This window comes from Photobacterium sp. 2_MG-2023 (assembly GCF_030547675.1).
Classification (GTDB): Bacteria; Pseudomonadota; Gammaproteobacteria; order Enterobacterales; family Vibrionaceae; genus Photobacterium; species Photobacterium arenosum.
This window is the reverse complement of the sequence record NZ_JAUOQQ010000003.1, coordinates 77,835-96,711: the sequence shown is the minus strand read 5'-3', so window position 1 is coordinate 96,711 and position 18,877 is coordinate 77,835. Positions and strand designations below refer to the sequence as shown.

General features: G+C 46.4%; 16 protein-coding genes. 3 read left to right on the top strand and 13 right to left on the bottom strand.

What is annotated here, in order from left to right:
- The first annotated feature begins 89 nt into the window (after positions 1–89).
- Together Q4491_RS04090 and Q4491_RS04085 are read left to right on the top strand one after the other, a co-directional pair.
- On the top strand, positions 90–449 hold the full coding sequence (locus Q4491_RS04090; RefSeq protein WP_192017152.1) for a glutathione S-transferase N-terminal domain-containing protein: 360 nt from the start codon (positions 90–92) through the stop codon (positions 447–449).
- Between the two features lie 168 nt (positions 450–617).
- Positions 618–1,754, top strand: a complete 1,137-nt coding sequence (locus Q4491_RS04085; RefSeq protein WP_192017153.1) for a ParB/Srx family N-terminal domain-containing protein — start codon at positions 618–620, stop codon at positions 1,752–1,754.
- 42 nt (positions 1,755–1,796) lie between these two features.
- Here Q4491_RS04085 and Q4491_RS04080 read toward each other — a convergent pair whose 3' ends face one another.
- The 7 genes from Q4491_RS04080 to Q4491_RS04050 form a co-directional block, all read right to left on the bottom strand.
- Positions 1,797–2,174, bottom strand: coding sequence for a TonB-dependent receptor (locus Q4491_RS04080; RefSeq protein ID WP_192017154.1), 378 nt, complete (start codon positions 2,172–2,174; stop codon positions 1,797–1,799).
- Positions 2,175–2,355: 181 nt separating this feature from the next.
- Positions 2,356–3,126 (bottom strand): GNAT family N-acetyltransferase, encoded by a 771-nt coding sequence (locus Q4491_RS04075; RefSeq protein WP_192017155.1) that lies wholly within the window; start codon positions 3,124–3,126, stop codon positions 2,356–2,358.
- A 55-nt stretch (positions 3,127–3,181) separates the two neighbouring features.
- On the bottom strand, positions 3,182–3,820 hold the full coding sequence (locus Q4491_RS04070; protein WP_192017156.1) for an HAD family hydrolase: 639 nt from the start codon (positions 3,818–3,820) through the stop codon (positions 3,182–3,184).
- A gap of 44 nt (positions 3,821–3,864) precedes the next feature.
- Positions 3,865–4,245, bottom strand: a complete 381-nt coding sequence (locus tag Q4491_RS04065) for an STAS/SEC14 domain-containing protein (protein ID WP_303454908.1) — start codon at positions 4,243–4,245, stop codon at positions 3,865–3,867.
- 169 nt (positions 4,246–4,414) lie between these two features.
- Positions 4,415–4,951, bottom strand: coding sequence for a GNAT family N-acetyltransferase (locus tag Q4491_RS04060; RefSeq protein ID WP_218384682.1), 537 nt, complete (start codon positions 4,949–4,951; stop codon positions 4,415–4,417).
- 274 nt (positions 4,952–5,225) lie between these two features.
- Positions 5,226–5,672 (bottom strand): YaiI/YqxD family protein, encoded by a 447-nt coding sequence (locus Q4491_RS04055; protein WP_192017158.1) that lies wholly within the window; start codon positions 5,670–5,672, stop codon positions 5,226–5,228.
- A 102-nt stretch (positions 5,673–5,774) separates the two neighbouring features.
- Positions 5,775–7,370, bottom strand: coding sequence for an ABC-F family ATPase (locus Q4491_RS04050; protein ID WP_192017159.1), 1,596 nt, complete (start codon positions 7,368–7,370; stop codon positions 5,775–5,777).
- Positions 7,371–7,980: 610 nt separating this feature from the next.
- Between Q4491_RS04050 and Q4491_RS04045 the strand changes: the two genes are divergently transcribed.
- Complete coding sequence (locus Q4491_RS04045; RefSeq protein WP_218384684.1) at positions 7,981–9,420, top strand: glyceraldehyde-3-phosphate dehydrogenase; 1,440 nt, start codon at positions 7,981–7,983, stop codon at positions 9,418–9,420.
- A 112-nt stretch (positions 9,421–9,532) separates the two neighbouring features.
- Here Q4491_RS04045 and Q4491_RS04040 read toward each other — a convergent pair whose 3' ends face one another.
- From Q4491_RS04040 to Q4491_RS04015, 6 genes are all read right to left on the bottom strand, one after another.
- The gene (locus Q4491_RS04040) at positions 9,533–10,312 is read right to left on the bottom strand and encodes a hypothetical protein (RefSeq protein ID WP_303454897.1); all 780 of its coding nucleotides are present in this window, start codon (positions 10,310–10,312) and stop codon (positions 9,533–9,535) included.
- Between the two features lie 267 nt (positions 10,313–10,579).
- A complete protein-coding gene (locus Q4491_RS04035; protein ID WP_192016633.1) occupies positions 10,580–12,808 on the bottom strand; it encodes a TonB-dependent receptor in 2,229 nt (742 codons plus the stop codon).
- A gap of 160 nt (positions 12,809–12,968) precedes the next feature.
- Positions 12,969–14,285, bottom strand: coding sequence for a lysine N(6)-hydroxylase/L-ornithine N(5)-oxygenase family protein (locus tag Q4491_RS04030; protein WP_192016632.1), 1,317 nt, complete (start codon positions 14,283–14,285; stop codon positions 12,969–12,971).
- 16 nt (positions 14,286–14,301) lie between these two features.
- A complete protein-coding gene (locus tag Q4491_RS04025; protein ID WP_303455096.1) occupies positions 14,302–16,050 on the bottom strand; it encodes an IucA/IucC family siderophore biosynthesis protein in 1,749 nt (582 codons plus the stop codon).
- Positions 16,050–16,973 carry a GNAT family N-acetyltransferase gene (locus Q4491_RS04020; RefSeq protein WP_303454891.1) on the bottom strand — a complete coding sequence of 308 codons (924 nt, stop codon included), beginning with the start codon at positions 16,971–16,973 and terminating at the stop codon, positions 16,050–16,052. Before Q4491_RS04020 ends, Q4491_RS04025 begins: the two co-directional genes overlap by 1 nt.
- Complete coding sequence (locus Q4491_RS04015) at positions 16,966–18,744, bottom strand: IucA/IucC family siderophore biosynthesis protein (protein ID WP_218384693.1); 1,779 nt, start codon at positions 18,742–18,744, stop codon at positions 16,966–16,968. The genes Q4491_RS04020 and Q4491_RS04015 overlap by 8 nt, the downstream gene beginning before the upstream one ends.
- Between the last annotated feature and the right edge of the window lie 133 nt (positions 18,745–18,877).

Below are 18,877 nucleotides of genomic sequence, written 5' to 3'. Positions count from 1 at the left end.
ATGCTGAAGTTGGAACACTGGTGACGTTAGGAGGGCTTTTACGTTACAATCCTGTCACTAAAATCTGAACTATAGAGATAAACATTCCAATGAAATTTGTTCGATGGTTCCTTGGCCGGATTATCCTGCTGCTCAATGTTGTATTTACGCCAAAATCCATGAAACGCTCTGCCCTTGAGCAAAGCGAAATCAATGTGGCGGCTGAAAAGCTGAAACTTTACCAATTTGATGCCTGCCCTTTCTGTGTCAAAGTCCGCCGCAGTGCCAAACGACTGGCTCTTCCTCTCAAAACCCTTGATGCGAAGAAACCTGCCTTCGAACAGGAACTGATTAATGGCGGCGGAAAACGTAAGGTACCTTGTCTGCGAATTGAAAAAGAAGATGGACATGTAGAATGGATGTATGAATCTTCTGACATTATTCAATATCTTGAAAAACGATTTGCCTGATCTTCCCGTATAACTAGAAGCCCGACTCTGATCGGGTTTCTAAATGACGACAGTTTTTTGACAGCCATCTGATACTTCCCCCGCCCGATTTCAGTATTATTTCTTATACAACGCGACCTTAGCTATTTGCTAAACTCAATTTGCTACCCTTATCAGTGAGGAGCTCTCATGCGATTACATCGTACTGCCTGCTTAGTTTTTGCTTCCATGTTAGGTGCTGCTGTCACAGGTTCTGCACTTGCAGCTCAGGAAGAAAAAGCAGCCGCAAAAGCACCCAGTCAGGCCGAAAGCGATGACAGCAACAAAAACAACGAGGATAATTCTATTCAAGTGGGCGACGTGCTGACGGTTAAACTGGATGCACTGTTACCAACACAACCTGTTCTTGCTTTTGACAGGGTGTTTGCCAGCCTGGGCCGTTACGAAGCACGCCCGGCCCAAATGTTTGATGACCTTTGCCTGACTAGCGGGGGCAAAGGTGTGAAAACATGGGATCACCAGTCTAAACCGACCGATCTGGAAAGCTATACTTGCCAAGAACCGCCAGGCAGCAATCAGGATGCCCTGCCTACCGTGCTGCTTGCGCCGGACGGTAAAACCCTTTACCTGCTCTCTGGTCATCATATTCTGACGACATTCTGGGATATGCCTAACGGTGGAACCAGTGTTCCTGTAAAAGTGAAAGTCACACAAAGCCTGGCCGGCGATGATATTGATGAAGTCTGGAATGCGATGAAAGAAGCTGGGCAATTCTGGCTGTTTGATACCCGTGGCGAAAAAATCAAACCTTCTGAGTTACCTGAGTATCTGGGTATGAAGCAGTTAAAGCATGATAAATATTTGTCACTGGTCTTTTTCTTGCGCAATATCGCTTACAGCGATCCCGATAAAGGCAAAACGGTGAACCCTCTGATCCGGCCTATGTCTATTCCCTATATGCAATATCACTGGGCCCAGTATCTGCGTAAAAAAATGAAGGTGTCGAGTTACGACCTTAACGACCCCGATGAATACACTGCTGCACTTAAAGAAGCGGCAAGCCTTATTGTGGCGGCGGCAGATGATGAAAACATTGCCTCATCAGGCAAAACTGCGAAAGAATTGGGTCAGTTTGATGAAGTCAATACCAAAGCACTGGATTCATTACTCACCCGGCCGACCTCAAGCTGGAGCTACGCATTAGCCTATCGCCAGCGTGAAAAAGAAGAATCCACACCAAAACGCATTCTTGAAGAGCAAAAAGCGAAAAAAGAAAGCGCCAAAAAAGAGGTTGCACCTGCAAGCGCCGAGAAAACTGAGAACTAAAGGCAATATTATGCAATCAGGGCGAAACTCACCTCGCCCTGATTACTGACTTTTGCCTGATGTCATAAACAAAACTGTCATCAGAATCATTCCCACCAATACTGCCACCGACGCCAATGCCAGAATCGGATCCAGCACATCCGCTTCAGCGACATTGCCATACAGTAGAAATAGCCCTACAACCAACACCAAAATGCCTGCCTGATGGACATAAAACTGAATCTGGGATAAAGCACTTGAGCCGTTTGTCAGCCATAATCGATGGCACAAACCATAGATGAAGGACACAACAAAAGCGGCCAGCATGATATGTGCATGTGTCACCCTTTGACCATGGTTATGAGAAGCAGCCATGTAGATGCCTAACAACAGCCCGAGGATAGCGTAGATAAAGCTGGTAATAACGTATTTCCGGTCCATGCGCCCTCCGACCTCATGCAATTCAGGCTGGATAGCACGAATTACCGGATGCTATCCGTCAAGATCAGAATAGATAAAGACATGGGTGATCGATGGATAATTTTCGCGTTTTTATCTCCGCCATCTTGCAATCAATCGTGGAAAATAGGCCGAAAAATGGTGACAGGCAGGTATTTGCCTGTCAGTGATTAACGTCAAGAAAGTATGGCGTCGTTTCTGCTATGAACCTAAAGCCGTGCTTTTCTACAATAGGCCGGCTCATAGCGGATGCATCGATAGTGAGGTAGCGAATTCCACGTTGTTTGGCATCATTAATCCTCCGGTGCAGTAACGCTGTGTAATAACCTTTGCTCCTGTATTCGGACAATGTGCTTCCCCCCCAAATGCCGGCAAACGGGCTGTCGGCGCTGTATAAAACCCAGGCCGACGAAACGGGAATATGATTATCATAGATAACATAAACAGCGACATCTTCTGGGCAAGCCTGCTTAATCTGGTGTAAATGAAAGGCATGACTTGTATGATCTGTACCCCACACTTTTTCCTGCACAGACATGGCTTCACGAATACCATCAAGATCATAAACTTCGGTTATGTCCGCAGTCACAGGCAAAATATTTTGTATGCTGTCTAATTCCAGCACCATAAAGGACTCAGAATCCTCCTGAGTAAAACCTTGTTCTATAAGGTGTTTGCCTATATTAGCGGGTGAGTCTGTGGAATAGGTTTTCCATTCAAAGGATTTCTTCTGTTCTGAAAAGAAGTGAATTTCTTTTTTTATCGCCGGCATTGCCTGCTCTTCATCAAAGTGGAAATACGTAATGTAGCTGCCCTGTGGCTCGGGTGAGACGCATCGGACAACCGACCCATTCACTTGCTTTTCATAGCCGGGCACGGATTGCCCTATACGTTCAAACTGATTGTATAAAGCCATAATTTCCTTTTTATCCATTTAGCTTCCTTGATGTGATGGCCGAATGCAGACGGCTTGTTATTAGTGTATCGCCCTACCGGTTAGTAATGTAGTACAGCGCCTGATCGTCACTGTGATAGTCATGAATGGTCTGACAGTGACTGACTTTATTCCCAACGATAACCAGATTAACACCCAGCTCCTGGCACGTTCGAACGTCCCATTCGGCATCACCGAAATAGGTCAGTTGTAAATCCGTATCGCCCGCTCTCTCCCGGGCGAGTTCCATGATACGAGCGCGGGAATAATGATCGTCTGATGACGCCATACTGACATCATTAATGTTAAAGCCTGCAGATATCAGCTTCATTCTTGCCGTTTCCCGCCAGCCACCTGTTGCCAGAGACACAATAAAGCGATCATCGCCCAGCAAACGATGAAAAAATGCTTTGGCTCCACTCACCTCTAGTGCAGGGCGATTGCTCAAACGCTCCCTGATATTCTGAATGAAAACCGCTTTTACTCGCCTCTCAAGATCAACAAGCTCTTCATCTGGCGCCTGAATTTCAATAAAAGTGCGAAGGATCCCCCTGTCGGTAGCATGCGGATAATCACTCCAGCTTTGATATAGATCCAGACCAGTTACCGACTTCACCGCCTTAACAAAACAACTTTCATCAAACTGGCTGGACTGAATTAATGTATCGTCCACATCAAACATTACATGATACATATAATTAATTTGTTCCTTCCGTTGGTATCCGGCTCCACAGACTCTCACGAGTCCGTGCCGAACCCTTCCAGCCATGCCTCGGCCTGGTCACGCTGATCGCGATTAAAGGATTTAATCGTCAGACCAGGAATCAAGAAACCTTCGGCTTCGCTGACTTTTTTGACCCAGTTTGTATCAGATAACACCGCTGCACGGTCAAATTTACGGATAAACCTCATCATTGATGGAAAGCGTGACAATTCAACACCAATCGCCCCCATGGAAGGCAGGTGATATTCCACTATATCAAACAGCATTTTGCCATTCTGAATATCTGATGACTTATTAAGCAGTTCATCTAACGCCGCTCTCATCTCTTCAGAATCCAGCTTACCGCTCATTTCAATGTCGAGCCTGTCATTACCCACTTTTTCAACAGTAAACATATTGCCTCCAACGTGTCATTGTGCAGCATTTACCTGTAAGTATTGCTCAAAAACCCCTTACACGAAGAAACTGTGGCGTCAGTCAGTAATAAGTCATCTTACAGGCCGTTATCATGGCAAAAAAGTAACAACGAACTTGCTGCTGTGTATTTGCAATAGTCAAACCCGCTCAAGCACGCCATTTTCTGGCAAGTAAACCATAAATCGCTGAATCTGACATTTTACCGTCGACAATCCACCTTTCTGCTAAATACCCTTCCTGTGAGAAACCCAGTTTTGTTAATACTTTTGCCGATCCTGTGTTATCCGGGTCAATTTCTACCTCCAACCTGTTGAGTTGCATTTCCTGAAAAGCAAACTGAATCAGGGCAGAAGCGACTTCCTGAACAAGGCCTCTGCCCCAGTGGGCTTTGGAAATACCAAAACCCAGCTCTGCCCTGCGCGAATCTTGGTCAATATTAAAGAGCATGCACTTGCCTAACAGCCGTTGCTCAGGCTGTTCATAAATACCCAATACCAGCTTTTCCGGCTCATCCAATGACGGTTTTGATGCCTGTATATAATCATTCGCCTCTTCAATGGATTGCCATGGGCTGCTATCCCAATATCTCATCACATCCGGATCAGAGAAAATATCAAACAAGGCCCCGGCATCACTCAGGGTCAGTGGGCGTAGTACGCATCTTTGGGTGGTCAGTTCAAGCACGGCTGTTCCTTATTTTTCATAATCAACTCATCAGCATGAATTTTATTCATCAAAATGCAGATGAAACAAGTTGTTTATTAAAAATAAGAGTCTGAGCGCATGGTATTTATTATTGTCCCGCCCGGTAAAGGGCATATCAGGCATAAAGAGCACGCATGGAGAGCACGTATGGAGAGCAAGCCTGGCATGAAGTGCAAAATCGAAATCATGCAATGGAAGAAAGAAGAATGGCAGGCCCCAATCAGCATAACAGGAGCCTGTATTACAGTGCTTATCAGCGAGCTTTTGCGAGGAAGACATCCAGTTTATTGGCAAATTGCTGTCTGTCAGCCTGACTGATAGGTGCCGGGCCACCGGTTTGGATACCGCTGCTGCGCATAGTTTCCATAAAATCCCGCATTTGCAGGCGCTGTTTAATCGTATCTTTACTGTACATTTCGCCACGTGGATTAAGCGCGTGACCACCTTTAGTAATGACCTCATCCGCAAGCGGGATATCGGCAGTAATCACCAAATCACCAGGCTCAAGCTGCTGAACGATATGATTATCAGCGACATCAAAGCCAGCCATCACCTGCACCGCTCGGATATGCGGTGACGGCGGGATACGGATGGCATGGTTCGCAACCAATGTCGTACAGACGCCTACCCGATGAGCGGCACGAAAAATGATTTCTTTGATCACATTCGGGCAAGCATCAGCATCAACCCAGATATTCATGATGGTTTCCTTAACTCTGGTTCAGGGCACATTGGCCGTTCGGCTTCCTATTTTGCATAAAAAAAGCCGCCCGGAAAGGCGGCTGTCTTTAAAAGTACGGGATTAGCACTCAATGCCTTGCTTGTGCAGGTACTCATCATAAGTACCGTGGAAGTCATTTACACCGTCTTTGGTGATTTCAATAATGCGGGTAGCAACCGAGGATACAAACTGACGGTCGTGAGAGACAAACATCAATGTTCCTTTGTAGTTTTCCAGCGCCAGGTTCAGAGACTCAATAGACTCCATATCCATGTGGTTAGTTGGCTCATCCATTAACAGGATGTTTGGCTTTTGCATGATCAGTTTACCGAACAGCATACGGCCTTGTTCGCCACCGGAAATCACACGAACTGATTTCTTGATGTCATTCTGCGAGAACAGCATACGACCCAGAATACCGCGAACAACCTGCTCGTCATCGCCTTCATTTTTCCACTGGCCCATCCAGTCCAGCAGATTCATGTCGGTGTCGAAATCAGCGGAGTGATCCTGCGCGTAGAAGCCGATATTGGCATTCTCAGACCACTTAATCATACCGCTCATCGGCGTCATAACGCCTGCCAGGGTATTGAGGAAAGTTGACTTACCGATACCATTTTCACCAATGATTGCAATACGCTCACCGACTTCTACCATCAGGTTAACGCCATTGATCAGGATGTTCTCACCATAACCCTGCTTCAGCCCTTCCACTTCCAGTGCGTTACGGAACAGTTCTTTTTCCTGTTCGAAGCGGATGAACGGGTTTTGACGGCTGGAGGCTTTCACTTCATCAAGCTGAATTTTATCAATCTGCTTCTGGCGAGAGGTAGCCTGTTTCGCTTTCGAAGCGTTAGCAGAGAAACGGCTGACAAACGTATTCAGCTCAGCAATTTGCGCTTTCTTCTTCGCATTGTCGGCCAATAGACGTTCACGGGCTTGAGTCGCTGCCACCATGTATTCATCATAATTACCCGGGAACAGGCGCAATGCACCGTAGTCCAGATCCGCCATATGAGTACAAACAGTGTTCAGGAAGTGACGGTCGTGCGAAATAATGATCATAGTGCAGTTGCGCTGCATCAGAACCTGCTCTAACCAGCGGATAGTATTAATATCCAGGTTGTTCGTTGGTTCGTCCAGCAGCATGATTTCAGGATCAGCAAACAGCACCTGAGCCAGCAGTACCCGTACTTTCAGACCAGGTGCCACTTCGCTCATCAGGCCAAAGTGCAGGTGCTCAGGAATACCCAGACCAAGCAGCAATTCACCCGCGCGGGCTTCAGCAGAATAACCGTCCATTTCAGCAAAGTCGGTTTCCAGATCGGCAACACGCATACCGTCTTCTTCAGACATTTCCGGCAGCGAGTAGATACGATCACGTTCCGCTTTGATTTCCCACAATTCTTTGTGACCCATAATCACGGTGTCAACTACAGTGAACTCTTCAAAAGCAAACTGATCCTGACCTAACTTCGCCATACGCTCGTTAGGATCTTTACTGACCACACCAGCAGAAGGCTCCAGTTCCCCACTCAGGATTTTCATGAACGTCGACTTACCGCAACCGTTAGCACCGATCAGGCCGTAACGGTTTCCTTCGCCGAATTTAACGGAGATGTTTTCAAACAGAGGCTTATCGCCAAACTGCATGGTGATGTTCGCTGTTGTGATCAAAATAGGTTCCTACAACAATAATCAGACATGAAAAAAGCTGCCTGATAGCATTGGCAGCTTTTCATCGGAAATTGGCGAGCATATTAACAGATGACGTGAGTTTTATCACGCTTTGTCTGTTCACTGAAGAAAGCGTCCGACAGTACACAGAGACGACAAAAGCGGCATTCTGCCTGAGCGCTACCAATGGCAAAACACTTTACTGACTAAAATATCACCGAATACTGAGAAAAAACTTACCAGCAAGCTGGTGACAGCGATTTCTGCAGGGCTTGACACCGTTTTGGCGGCGTCACCTGATTTTTTTTGTAAAAATACCAACTTTATTGAAGAGTTGTTCCCTGGCAGCCATTTTTTCTTGTTTTATTACAATCATCCTAATATTTCTTAAAAAATAAGTTATTTCTTACCTCACACTTATTCCAGCATATCACTCTGAGCAAACGACCAAGATCACAAGTTACAAAAGATCTAGATCACAAATACAAGTGATTAATTTTACTAGGATAATAACCCATGCACCGTTACAATCCCTGCCCATAAAAACGATAACAGCTCACAGGATAAATGCCTGTTTTTCTTCCCAATATGTGAAAGGTCCTAAGTAAAGATGAGTCCGGAAAATTACCTCCTAGACTGGCAAACAAGTCAAACTAATGCTGAATCCATCTCACCAATTCTTGGCCAGCTATATCGACAAAAAGGCGTCGAAGTGCTGTTGTTCGGTCGTCAGGTAGTCAATGCCTCTGTTATCGACCTGATTAAAGCCCACCGTGTTGGTCGCCGTTATACCGGCTCTGATATTTCCCCTTCCCTGACCCTGCCATTGGTCGAAAAGCTGAACGACATGGACCTGTCGCCTTGCCGTATCGATATTGGTCAGCTGGCACATGCGTACTGGAAAGATCACAATGACGAAAGCCATCTGGACGATTTCCTGACAACGGCACTGGCTGAATCCCTGAGCAGTACACAAACGCTGCAATCACGTGATGTCGTGCTTTATGGCTTCGGACGGATTGGCCGCCTGCTGGCTCGTCTGCTGATTGAGAAAAGTGGCCCAGGCTACCCATTGCGCCTGAAAGCGATTGTGGTCCGCGGTGGTAAACATGGCGATCTGGAAAAGCGCGCCAGCTTGCTGCGTCGTGACTCTGTACACGGCCAGTTTAACGGCAGCATTACTGTTGATGAAGAGCGTAAAGCCATCATTGTTAACGGTAACTACATTCAGGTTATTTATGCAAACAGCCCGGCGGATGTAGATTACACCACCTACGGCATCAACAATGCGCTTGTGGTCGATAACACAGGTATCTGGCGTGATGCTGACGGCCTGAGCCAGCACCTGAAGTGCCCGGGTGCAGCGAAAGTGCTGCTGACTGCGCCGGGTAAAGGTGAGATCAAGAACATCGTATTCGGTGTGAATGAAAAAGACATTCTGAGTGAAGATACCATTATCTCAGCCGCGAGCTGCACCACCAACGCCATTACACCGGTACTGAAAGCCGTTCATGATAAGTACGGTGTACTGAACGGGCACATTGAAACTGTTCACTCTTACACCAACGATCAGAACCTGATCGACAACTTCCATTCCGGCGAACGTCGTGGACGCTCAGCATCACTGAATATGGTACTGACTTCTACAGGCGCAGCCAAAGCGGTGGCGAAAGCACTGCCTGCACTGGCCGGTAAACTGACAGGTAACGCAATTCGTGTCCCTACCCCGAATGTGTCCATGGCCGTGGCTAACCTGAACCTGGATACTGATGTGTCTGCAGAAGAACTGAACATCTACCTGAGAAACGTCGCCTTGAATTCGGCTTTGTCTGGTCAGATAGATTACACCCAATCGACTGAGATTGTATCCAGCGACATAGTAGGCTCTCGCCATGCGGGTGTTGTCGATGGTGCGGCAACTATCGCACAAGATAAGCGCTGCGTGCTGTATATCTGGTATGACAACGAATTTGGCTACAGCTGCCAGGTCGTTCACTGTATGGAACAAATGATGGGCGTTCGCTATCAGACCTTCCCTGCACTGAAATAAGCCCTACACAATAATAACAATATTCTCTTGCTGAACTTTAGCCGCCTGGTAATAACTCACACAGGCGGCATTTTTATTTCCGTGGAACAGGAATCAGAAAAGCCAGTAACAATTAATCCGCAAAACCAACAACTACTTTTTCAATATCCGCTTCGCCGCTCACGCCTGTATAATCAGACAGATTATCTTCGATACTTGCATTACTGCCCTGGAAGTAGGTCTCGCCATCTGGCACTTGGTCAAAACTCACAGATGTTGCGGGTGTCGTACTTTGGTCGGCTAAGCCCACACTCGCGTTCACAGGTGTCGACGCACTGATTTGCGACAATGCCAATTCAAATGCGCTGTAGACGGCGTCTGAACCATTGAGATCACCGCTCAGGCTACGCTGGGGATTTTTAATTAAGTCAAAACGAAGTGCAGTTTTACCCGCATTATCCGTCTGCTCTATCGTGCCAACAGATTTAACACCCAGGCTTGTAATTCTTCCGCTTTCAGACTTAAAGTTCGGAGATTCATCGAACACAACAGTGTTACCGCCGCCCTGGACAAATATGTAATACAGGTTGGAGGTTGTATTTGTCCAGCCCGTCCCAATACGTTTCATTCGGACCTGAATATCGCCTTCATCAATATCGCCAGAATTGTTTAAATCAAAATTAACCGCCACGTCAAATAGCTGATCATCGGGTATGGTCGCTGATAGCTGATTGGCCAGATCAACTTGAATACTCATAGGTTCCGGTGTAAAAAACGAATCATTGACATCTGTTGTCACTATTGAGCCTTGCTGGCTTTCTTTAGTCGTCTGACTGGAACTGGATGAGTCGCTACCACAACCCGTTAACCCCATTGCAGCTAACAACAAATAAGATACTGATGATTTTCTCATTACTTTTCCTTTAATTAATTGTTGCTTTCACCCGTTTTTCTTGAAAAGAGTGATAAATACAAGCACTTTTTTGAAGCGACAAATTCTTGAGATGTATTCAATGCATTTAATTAAGAGTTGATGAAGATCACATCAGTAAAACTCACAGCTCAATAAACAACAAACATCAGAAATAGCTAATGGATGAATGATGCTCTTTCTAAAAAATAAAAAAACCGCCCGAGGTGTCGGGCGGTTTAAAGGCAGGATACATGTATATTTAACGGATCAGAACTTCACTTGGTAGTTCAGGGTGTAAGTACGGCCACGGCCTTTGTAGTCAAAAACTTCTGCAGGACCATAGCTTGAGTACCAACCCGCGGCACGCTGTCCCCAAACTGTACTGTATTCACGATCCAGCAGGTTCTGAATCCCGAAACCAAGGCTACCCACTGGTAACTGATAATTACCTACTAAATCAAATACTGTATAACCATTAATTTCATTGCCGGCTTCATCATCCAGATTAAACAAAGTCTGACTTTGCAGTTTCAGTGCGTAACTATCTTCAAACCAGGCCAGCCAAGCCCCAGCTTTTGAAGCACTTGCATAGTTGATAGATTGCTTCACCCAATCGTCATTAGCATTCTGCACTTCAGATTTCACCAGGTGTCCATTTACACCAGCCTGCAAAGCATTACTCACCCAGTAAGATGCCTGACCTTCCCAGCCATAAACTCGTGTCTTATCATCCAGGAGTTCAATGTTAAGCGTCTTTTTATTGGCGTTCACTTTCTTATCAGACTGAGAGTAATAAACAGCAGTCTGAATGCTCAAATCACTGCCATCATGGCGATAACCAATTTCATAGCTGTTGGTTTTAATGCCAGCCAGTTTCGAGTCATCGACATTGATGCTGCCAGTCAGGTTGTAATGGCCATTGGCATCCGGGCCATCATAAGTGCCAACACCGTAATATTTCGCTGGGTCTGACAGGTCAAAACCCTGAGAAAAATTCGCCCACACCTGATCTGTATCGGTGAGGTGGTAGATAGTGCCTAGATTGAATAAACCGATATCATAATCCGTTTCACCACCCGGTACCGCATCAGCAGACGTGCCATTACCATGGGCGATCGCAACTTGCGTACCTGAAGCAACAAAATCATCCACTTTGTTGTTCATGTACTGGAAACGATAACCACCTTCAACTGTCCAGTCTTCAGTGATCGCATAGTCCGCCTGAATGAAACCAGCGATAGAAGACACTTCGGTACCAGGATAACGGCCAATCATCGAAGCTTTGCGATTCACTAAGCCGCCAGAGTTATAACTGGTCTGACGGTCAAACAGCATCTGATTGCTGTCTAATTTATCGATATAGCCATCAATACCATAAGTCAGAGTCAGGTTATCCAGGGATTTGATCATCGCGGCACGAAGGCTGATCACGTCCGTTTCCTGCTCTGATGCCGCTAAATACGTTGAATAGATAAACGGAATAAAGCTCAGTGTTTCATTACGGTATGATGCCTGAACCAGTAACTCGTGGCTCAGAAAGTCAGTGTTAATGTAATCTACATTAAGCATCAGACGTTCGGTTGAGCCCTGACGATCAGACTCGAAACCGTCTCTGACATCAATCAGACTTTTATCACCTGGATTGCCTGTAATGTTTTTATTTACACCAGCCAGATCCTGACCGAAGTAAATACCATACGGGCTATCTTGCTCACTGCTGTAGTATTGAGCCAGAAGATTTACTGTTTGAGTATCGGTTGGCGTAATTGATAGCGTACCCAGTACATCAATCACTTCATTGAATTGGACAGAGCCCTGCGTAATGTCTGGTACAACGATATCGCCATTAGCATCGTAATAGCCCTGTGTTTCACCATAAACAACAGAAGCACGACCTTTTACCAAGTCATTGCCTCCGCTGACAGACTGGGCCAGTTTATAATCAAAGTCATCGCTACTATTAAAGCCAGATGTGGTACTGACGTAGCTCTCAAACTGTAGCTCATCACTTTCTGCTTTTTTAGTGACGATATTGATCACACCACCGGTTGCGCCAGCGCCGTAGATCGCAGTAGCGCCAGAAAGAATTTCGATACGATCAATATTAAACGGATCAATAGAATCCAACTGACGGCTGATGAGACGAGAAGAGTTCAGTGATACACCGTCTATCATCACCAGCATCGGACGACCACGCAGGTTCTGACCATAATTGGTTCTGCCCTGGCTGCTTACGTCCAGCGATGGAACCGCTGCAGCAAGAATTTCACCCAGACTTTTACCACCACGGTATTCTTGCTCGATTTGAGCATTGTCGATGTACCAGACAGTGCCTGGAATATCACTGATCGCTTTCGGTGCGCGGCTGGACACCACCACCATTTTTTCTTCCGTTGTCTTATATTCTTGAGCGAAAGCTGCGCTTGATACGAAAGTAGTGGCGGCCACTGCAGCTGCCACTGTCGTCAATTGAAACATCCCTTTTTTCACGGACATGATTACCACTTCTTGTTTTAAGTTAACTACCAATACAGAGTTTGATAATCATACTCATTTGCCACTTTATTTCCATATCCAAGGTAAAAAAAGTTCAATTTTTATGTATTTTTTTAAGGCCTTATATTTCATAAGGATATCTATAAGGCCAGATTGGCACTTAAGAAGCCTTGGCATACTCAGTGACCAAGCGCTCTGTTACCCATTCGATCATGCCCTTATCACTTTCAATATCGAAGACAGATTTTTGACAAAGCTGATTGATAATCCGCGCACTGCGCCATGCCATCAGGCTCAGTTGAGGCTCGGCTATACCATGACTGTGCATGCCGGCATTCACCGCAAAGATTTTATTGTCAGCGCTGCCTTTCCATTTCAATTCGAAATTAGCCGTCATGCCATATCGGCCTTTTTCATCCAATTCCAGTAACGGCAGAATGGATTTCAGACATTGTGGATACGGTGAACTGAAGCCGGTCGCCAGGATAATGATATCGGCTTCATGCGCTTCCACCTGCTGGCTCAGTGCATTGAGTGACTGAATAGCAAAACCACCAGACAGATTGTCAACGACATTAACCGTTCTGTGCGGCAGCAGTCGTACCCACTTGTCTTCTTTCAGGACATCAAACCGATAGTAAAGCTCGCGATAAATCGCTAACAAAGCTGCCTGTGTCACACCATCTGAAGTCAATTTCTGTGCATCAATTTCAGACTGTTTGACTGACGGCTCCAAGTCCAGGAATGTTTCGACATATTCAGGTGTGAAGAACTCATTGGTGAATGCCGCTTCGTCAAGTGGCTGGAAATTCGAACGACGGGATAACCAGTCCAGGCTTTTCACTTTGCCCCACTTACCGTTCAGCACGTTCAGGAAAATATCAGCACCACTCTGACCACCACCGACAACCATGACGCGCTTACCGGTAAAATCACGATCACGCAGCCCCATTTCAGCTGCATGAAACACCTTGTCACTGATGTGCGGCTTGGCACAATCAGGGATGAACGGCACCTTGCCTGTGCCGATACAAAGATTTTTCGCTAAGTAAGCACCATTCGTCGTTTCAATTTCAAACGCTTCTCCCGTGTACTCAATATTCTCCACACGGCTTGAGAACTGTACGTTTGATAACTGGTGTGCTGTCCAGGCCAGATAATCGGAAAATTCATGACGACTGATACAACTCAGCTCTGCAGACAAAAAACGATAAAACTTTTTCTGATCAACCAGGTATGACAAAAATGAGTATGGGTTTTGCGGATCAACAGCCGTCACCAGGTCTTTCAGAAACATGGTCTGCATATTGGTGTTGTCCAGCAGCAGCCCCGGATGCCAGGAAAAAGATTCACGACCTTCAAAAAAGCAGGCATTTAGCTCAGTTTTACTTTCAATAAGTGCCGCCACACTCAGATTGAACGGCCCTACACCCACACCCGCCAAGTCCAGACATTGTTTATGATTATTCATTTTCATTTCTATTTCCTTATTGTTATCGGGCTAAAACCAATGGGTTATCAAGCATGTCGTCCATGTCCGGCAACATTCGGGACGCACTGCTATCAGTGCTGTGTCTGAACTTCGCCAGATTTAATCCAATACGCAAAATTCGGGGTTTAAACAGATCCAGCCGCTCATACCGCTCTTCCAGTTCAGGATGCTGGGAAATATGCTCACCGATTCGATCGCCAAGCAAGCGATAGAACTGCTGCTCTGTGAATCCCAGCTTTTCAACTAATGGAGAGATAAAACGCAGTACTGTGACGAAATGACCCGTTTGCAAATCATGGATGATCAGCTCTTCAGGTAAGCGTACCGTCACGGCTTTGACCATAGGATCAAGTGAGTCCTGTTCGGGCAAATCACGATCAACCAGACGCATATCGCCTTGGAAATCTTTCAGCAGAATGCGTTTGGGTGCGAAATTTTCCATCACGATAGTAATATTCTGGCCGTGAGCAATCAGCGACACGCCATATTTAGTCAGCAAGTGATAAAAAGGTATCACGACAGCATCGAAAAGTTTGGTCAGCCATGCTTCAACAGACAACCCTGACGCTGCAATGTATTCGCCGATCAGCGGATTGCCCTGAGAATCAGACTCCATCAGGGCAGCCATCAAAATGGCAGATTCATTTGTTCTCAGCTTAGAGGCCAGAGATTCACGCCAGATAACACCCAGCAGTTCGTGATATCGGTATGGCGCTTTTTCCAGCAGCTTGTAATCCGCTTGCGCTGCATAAGCCGAAGCCGGTTCCTGCAACACTTCAGCCTCTTTACCCAGCAAGAGCGGATCGGTTTTAAAAACCTGATCGATCCAGTCTGATGCCAGCGGACCCGCCAAAATATAACGACCAGGAATACCCCGATAACAGGAAGTATTCATGATTGTCAGTGGTAACTTGATATCATAGCCCTGCGGCCGGGATACATTACTCAGGGTACGGATAGACAGTTGCGGCAAAAAGTAGTCGCCAAACTCACCAAGATACAGCAAAGATTTGTCGGCCATTTCTCGGACAAATAACAATGATAATTTTTGAGACCACTGCCAGGGATGCACAGGTACCAGAGTATAATCCTGCTGCTCTACCTCACATTGAGCTAATACACGCCCTAACTTCGCCTGTTCTGTTTCAGAGACCGCCGAGTCAACCAGATCCTGCCAATGGGTGCGTGCGTTGGTTGATTTTTGCAAAATCGAATGATGAACGGCAACCCAGCCTAACTGAAATGCACGTTGCGATTCCGGAGCGTAGAGGTCAAGATCATCCGTCCCCCACCCTCTGCGGCCTTTATTAAAAGCAAACTTCGGATGACCGTCGAAATAGGTCTGCTGCAACTCACAACTCAAACTGACCAGATCTTTCACTGTCATAGCCTGTTTTTTCTCTGCCAGCTTACAGTCACCCAGCAAGGTGGCATTCAAATCTTCAAAATGCTCGGCTAATGCTTCATCCGGTATGTTGAGCAGGCTTTGAATATCCATCATGAACTGAGTGGCTAGCAATGACCCGGTATCCGGCATGCGCGTGACAGTCTGCGGGTCAATCACCACTTGCCCCCAAATGTTTGCTTTTCCTTCGAACCGGTAGCTGACACCATGATCCAGATTCAGGGTAAACCCGTCTTCTGACACCTGAAACTGAAAAGCCTGCTCATAGGCAAACTCGCTGATCATCTTGGCCACAATGGCACGATTCGCCTGAGGCCAGTACTTTTGCAACGCCTGTTGAATCATCACCATTGTTCCTCAAAGAATGCACCACGCTCCAGCATCAGCAGCGCTGAACGTTTATGCGGAAAATTAAATTCAAACAGCTTCTGATAACCCACTTCTTTAATCCGGTTAAACAGGCGCTGGTTATCTGAACGGGGTTCAAGAACAATGCGAGTCGTGCGCACATCATCAATAAACAGATAATGACTGATTGCACGCATCCAACAGTTAAAATACCTCGGCCCGCGGAACTGGTCTTCACCCACTAATAAATGGATACCGCGATCATAAGGCTGCACGTCATAATAAGGGCTGAGTCTGTCTTCGCACACCCAGTAAGCCTCAACATAACCAAATGCTTCGCCGTTGAACTCACCAATCAGCGGAATAATGTGCGGGTCATTCAATCGGGACTGAGCAAACTCCGCCAGATCGTCTTTACTCCAGGCCTGCTCCCAGAAATGCGCGACACGGGGGTCATTCATCCAGCGAACAAATCGATCCAGATCCCGCTCCATATCAAAGACGCGAAAAGAGATGTCAAGATCGGCCTGATGATCAAAGCGCTGGTAAACAGTACCGGTTGGCATGACCGGACGCAGCGGATGATGGCGGTACTGGTTGTTTGTCTGCACTTCAATCAACGGAAAATGGCTCGATACCGTGTGGCGATGCCATTGCGCGGGCATCTGGTAAAACAGCGATTTATATAACGCCGCCCCTTCACATAACGGCAGCCATTTTGCCAGCTCGGCCAGAATCACTTCAGAGGCTTCCAGTTGAAAACATTTGCAGTCAAACTGTTGACTGAATTCGCCATCCAGATCAGCAACCAGCTGTTCTATCACCTGAGGATTGACAAAATCACTTTCCGATAGCGTCAACTGCACGCGAAGTGGGTTTTCGCTTCCTTCAACCACTTGAAACGTCTTTGCATTAAACATTCATGGCTTCCTTTACATTGATGAGTGGATTGGGCAGATCAAAGTAGATCACGGCTGGATCCGGAATGGAGTTTTCATTGAAATTCTGCAGGTAACAGAAGAAGTTTCCTTTGCAGCACAGACCTTCGTCATTGAGCACATAGTCGAGACAGGCGGAGTCGCTGACGCCCTGATCTTTAAGCGCTTCAAGCTGTTCGCGAAGAATGGCAATCAGCGTCATTTCTTCAATTTCAGCGCCAGCACAAATAGAACCGATGACGTTAAATGTAGAGTTAATAATCAGGTAGTAAGCAAAGTAGCGACGTACTTTCTCCTGGCTCCAGTAATTTTCGACATCCTGCCTGGTGTCGCTCAAGGCATCTGCAAATCGCTCGAAAGCCAGATCGGTATATCCGGTTCCCTGACAATCCCGGTAATACATGCCGACCGGAAAACCCTCTTGCAATTGCAGGACAATGTTTTGCTGGTGAGCCAGAAATACCACGCCATAGTTGGCCTGAAGGTTAAACAAAGGAATAACGCAATGCTCACAATACGCCTGGAACCAGGCTTTCGCAGCTTGCTCTGAGCTAATTTTCTGACTGGCGGCATAATCGGCAACCCGTGTTGCTAACAGGCTTTTGCCACCAAATGGATTTTGCTGTGCCAAGGTTGCCAGCACAACCGCTTCTTCATTTTCCTTGTCTGCTAACGGATTGTCACGAAACGCCACCAGAGATTCATCTATGGCTTTTCCGTTTTTATCAATCAGCCCCAGATAGGCAGGTTCCTGCATCAGCTGAAACCCTTTCCCGTTACCCAGCACATGCTGAATATCTGTATCTGAAAAGAGCTGATTCAAACGAGTACCACGAATCACTTCTTTGACCGACAGGTTACGAATTGAGTTTGTCAGTTTCACACTCAGCGAGAATTTCAGCATGTACGGCAAAGAAGGCGCGTACAATGAACGCGTCGACGAGGTTGGATACCAGTCGCATCCTGATTCCCCTAAGTCTTTAATCAACCCCTTCTCGCAGTATTCAATGACATCCGGATACTGACCAAATACTTGCCACTGCCAGGGATGCACTGGAAGCAGAACCTGATTATCAGTAAGCGATTCTAACAGTGCCTGATTAAACCTTGCGTCAGAGCGAATCAGCTCGGACATGCGCTCTGTGACGGATTGTTCAGCAGAGCTGCCAGACACAGTGATAGATGAATCAACAGCCAGCCAGCGAAGGGGAAAATGGCTGCCAAACTCAGGAGAAAACCGTTTCGCATCGTCTGTACTGAACTGTTCGCGACTCTTAGGAGCCGGATGAAAAGAGTGGCCAATCAGCAGCCCCTGCTCCGCTTGCTGAAAATTCAGCGCCTGGTTAAACAGCACCTCACCATAGGGGCTTTGGCTGGTAGCACTGTAGGTATTGTGGTGACTTTCCATAACACGTTTGATGAAAATATGTTTCTGTTCTTCTGTCACCAAACCAACCAGCGAGGGCTCTTCCAGAATAAGAGCGACCAGCTCTGGAAAGCTGATTTCACTGGATGTCCCGGCATCCAGCAAGGCCGGAAAATGATATTCATGAACACCCAAAGAAGAGTAATAACGAAGAGGAATACGAATTTGCTGCTGATTGGCTAGCGGAATCAGATAACTCGTACCTTCGCTTCCTGACTCAAACTGAATGGATGAACATTCTCTGGCAAGCGCATTTAAGAAACAGGCCGCGGCAACATCATGCTGATCCGAGGTTAAGTTTGCGCAGGATGTGTTATGTATTTTCATAATGAACTCATTGCATTAACAATTGCGTCAAATGCTAATGATTATCAAAAACATAATCAATACTTTTATGTTAATTCTATTTGAATTTTTTATATGGCAAATTCTGTGATCGAGACTTGGTATCTGACTGAGC

What these genes read in the sequence shown, in the direction of transcription:
- Q4491_RS04090 (WP_192017152.1), top strand. Translation starts at nt 90, where the DNA reads ATGAAATTTGTTCGATGGTTCCTTGGCCGGATTATCCTGCTGCTCAAT.
- Q4491_RS04085 (WP_192017153.1), top strand. Translation starts at nt 618, where the DNA reads ATGCGATTACATCGTACTGCCTGCTTAGTTTTTGCTTCCATGTTAGGT.
- Q4491_RS04080 (WP_192017154.1), bottom strand. Translation starts at nt 2,174, where the DNA reads ATGGACCGGAAATACGTTATTACCAGCTTTATCTACGCTATCCTCGGG.
- Q4491_RS04075 (WP_192017155.1), bottom strand. Translation starts at nt 3,126, where the DNA reads ATGGATAAAAAGGAAATTATGGCTTTATACAATCAGTTTGAACGTATA.
- Q4491_RS04070 (WP_192017156.1), bottom strand. Translation starts at nt 3,820, where the DNA reads ATGTATCATGTAATGTTTGATGTGGACGATACATTAATTCAGTCCAGC.
- Q4491_RS04065 (WP_303454908.1), bottom strand. Translation starts at nt 4,245, where the DNA reads ATGTTTACTGTTGAAAAAGTGGGTAATGACAGGCTCGACATTGAAATG.
- Q4491_RS04055 (WP_192017158.1), bottom strand. Translation starts at nt 5,672, where the DNA reads ATGAATATCTGGGTTGATGCTGATGCTTGCCCGAATGTGATCAAAGAA.
- Q4491_RS04045 (WP_218384684.1), top strand. Translation starts at nt 7,981, where the DNA reads ATGAGTCCGGAAAATTACCTCCTAGACTGGCAAACAAGTCAAACTAAT.
- Q4491_RS04040 (WP_303454897.1), bottom strand. Translation starts at nt 10,312, where the DNA reads ATGAGAAAATCATCAGTATCTTATTTGTTGTTAGCTGCAATGGGGTTA.
- Q4491_RS04035 (WP_192016633.1), bottom strand. Translation starts at nt 12,808, where the DNA reads ATGTCCGTGAAAAAAGGGATGTTTCAATTGACGACAGTGGCAGCTGCA.
- Q4491_RS04030 (WP_192016632.1), bottom strand. Translation starts at nt 14,285, where the DNA reads ATGAAAATGAATAATCATAAACAATGTCTGGACTTGGCGGGTGTGGGT.
- Q4491_RS04025 (WP_303455096.1), bottom strand. Translation starts at nt 16,050, where the DNA reads ATGATTCAACAGGCGTTGCAAAAGTACTGGCCTCAGGCGAATCGTGCC.
- Q4491_RS04020 (WP_303454891.1), bottom strand. Translation starts at nt 16,973, where the DNA reads ATGTTTAATGCAAAGACGTTTCAAGTGGTTGAAGGAAGCGAAAACCCA.
- Q4491_RS04015 (WP_218384693.1), bottom strand. Translation starts at nt 18,744, where the DNA reads ATGAAAATACATAACACATCCTGCGCAAACTTAACCTCGGATCAGCAT.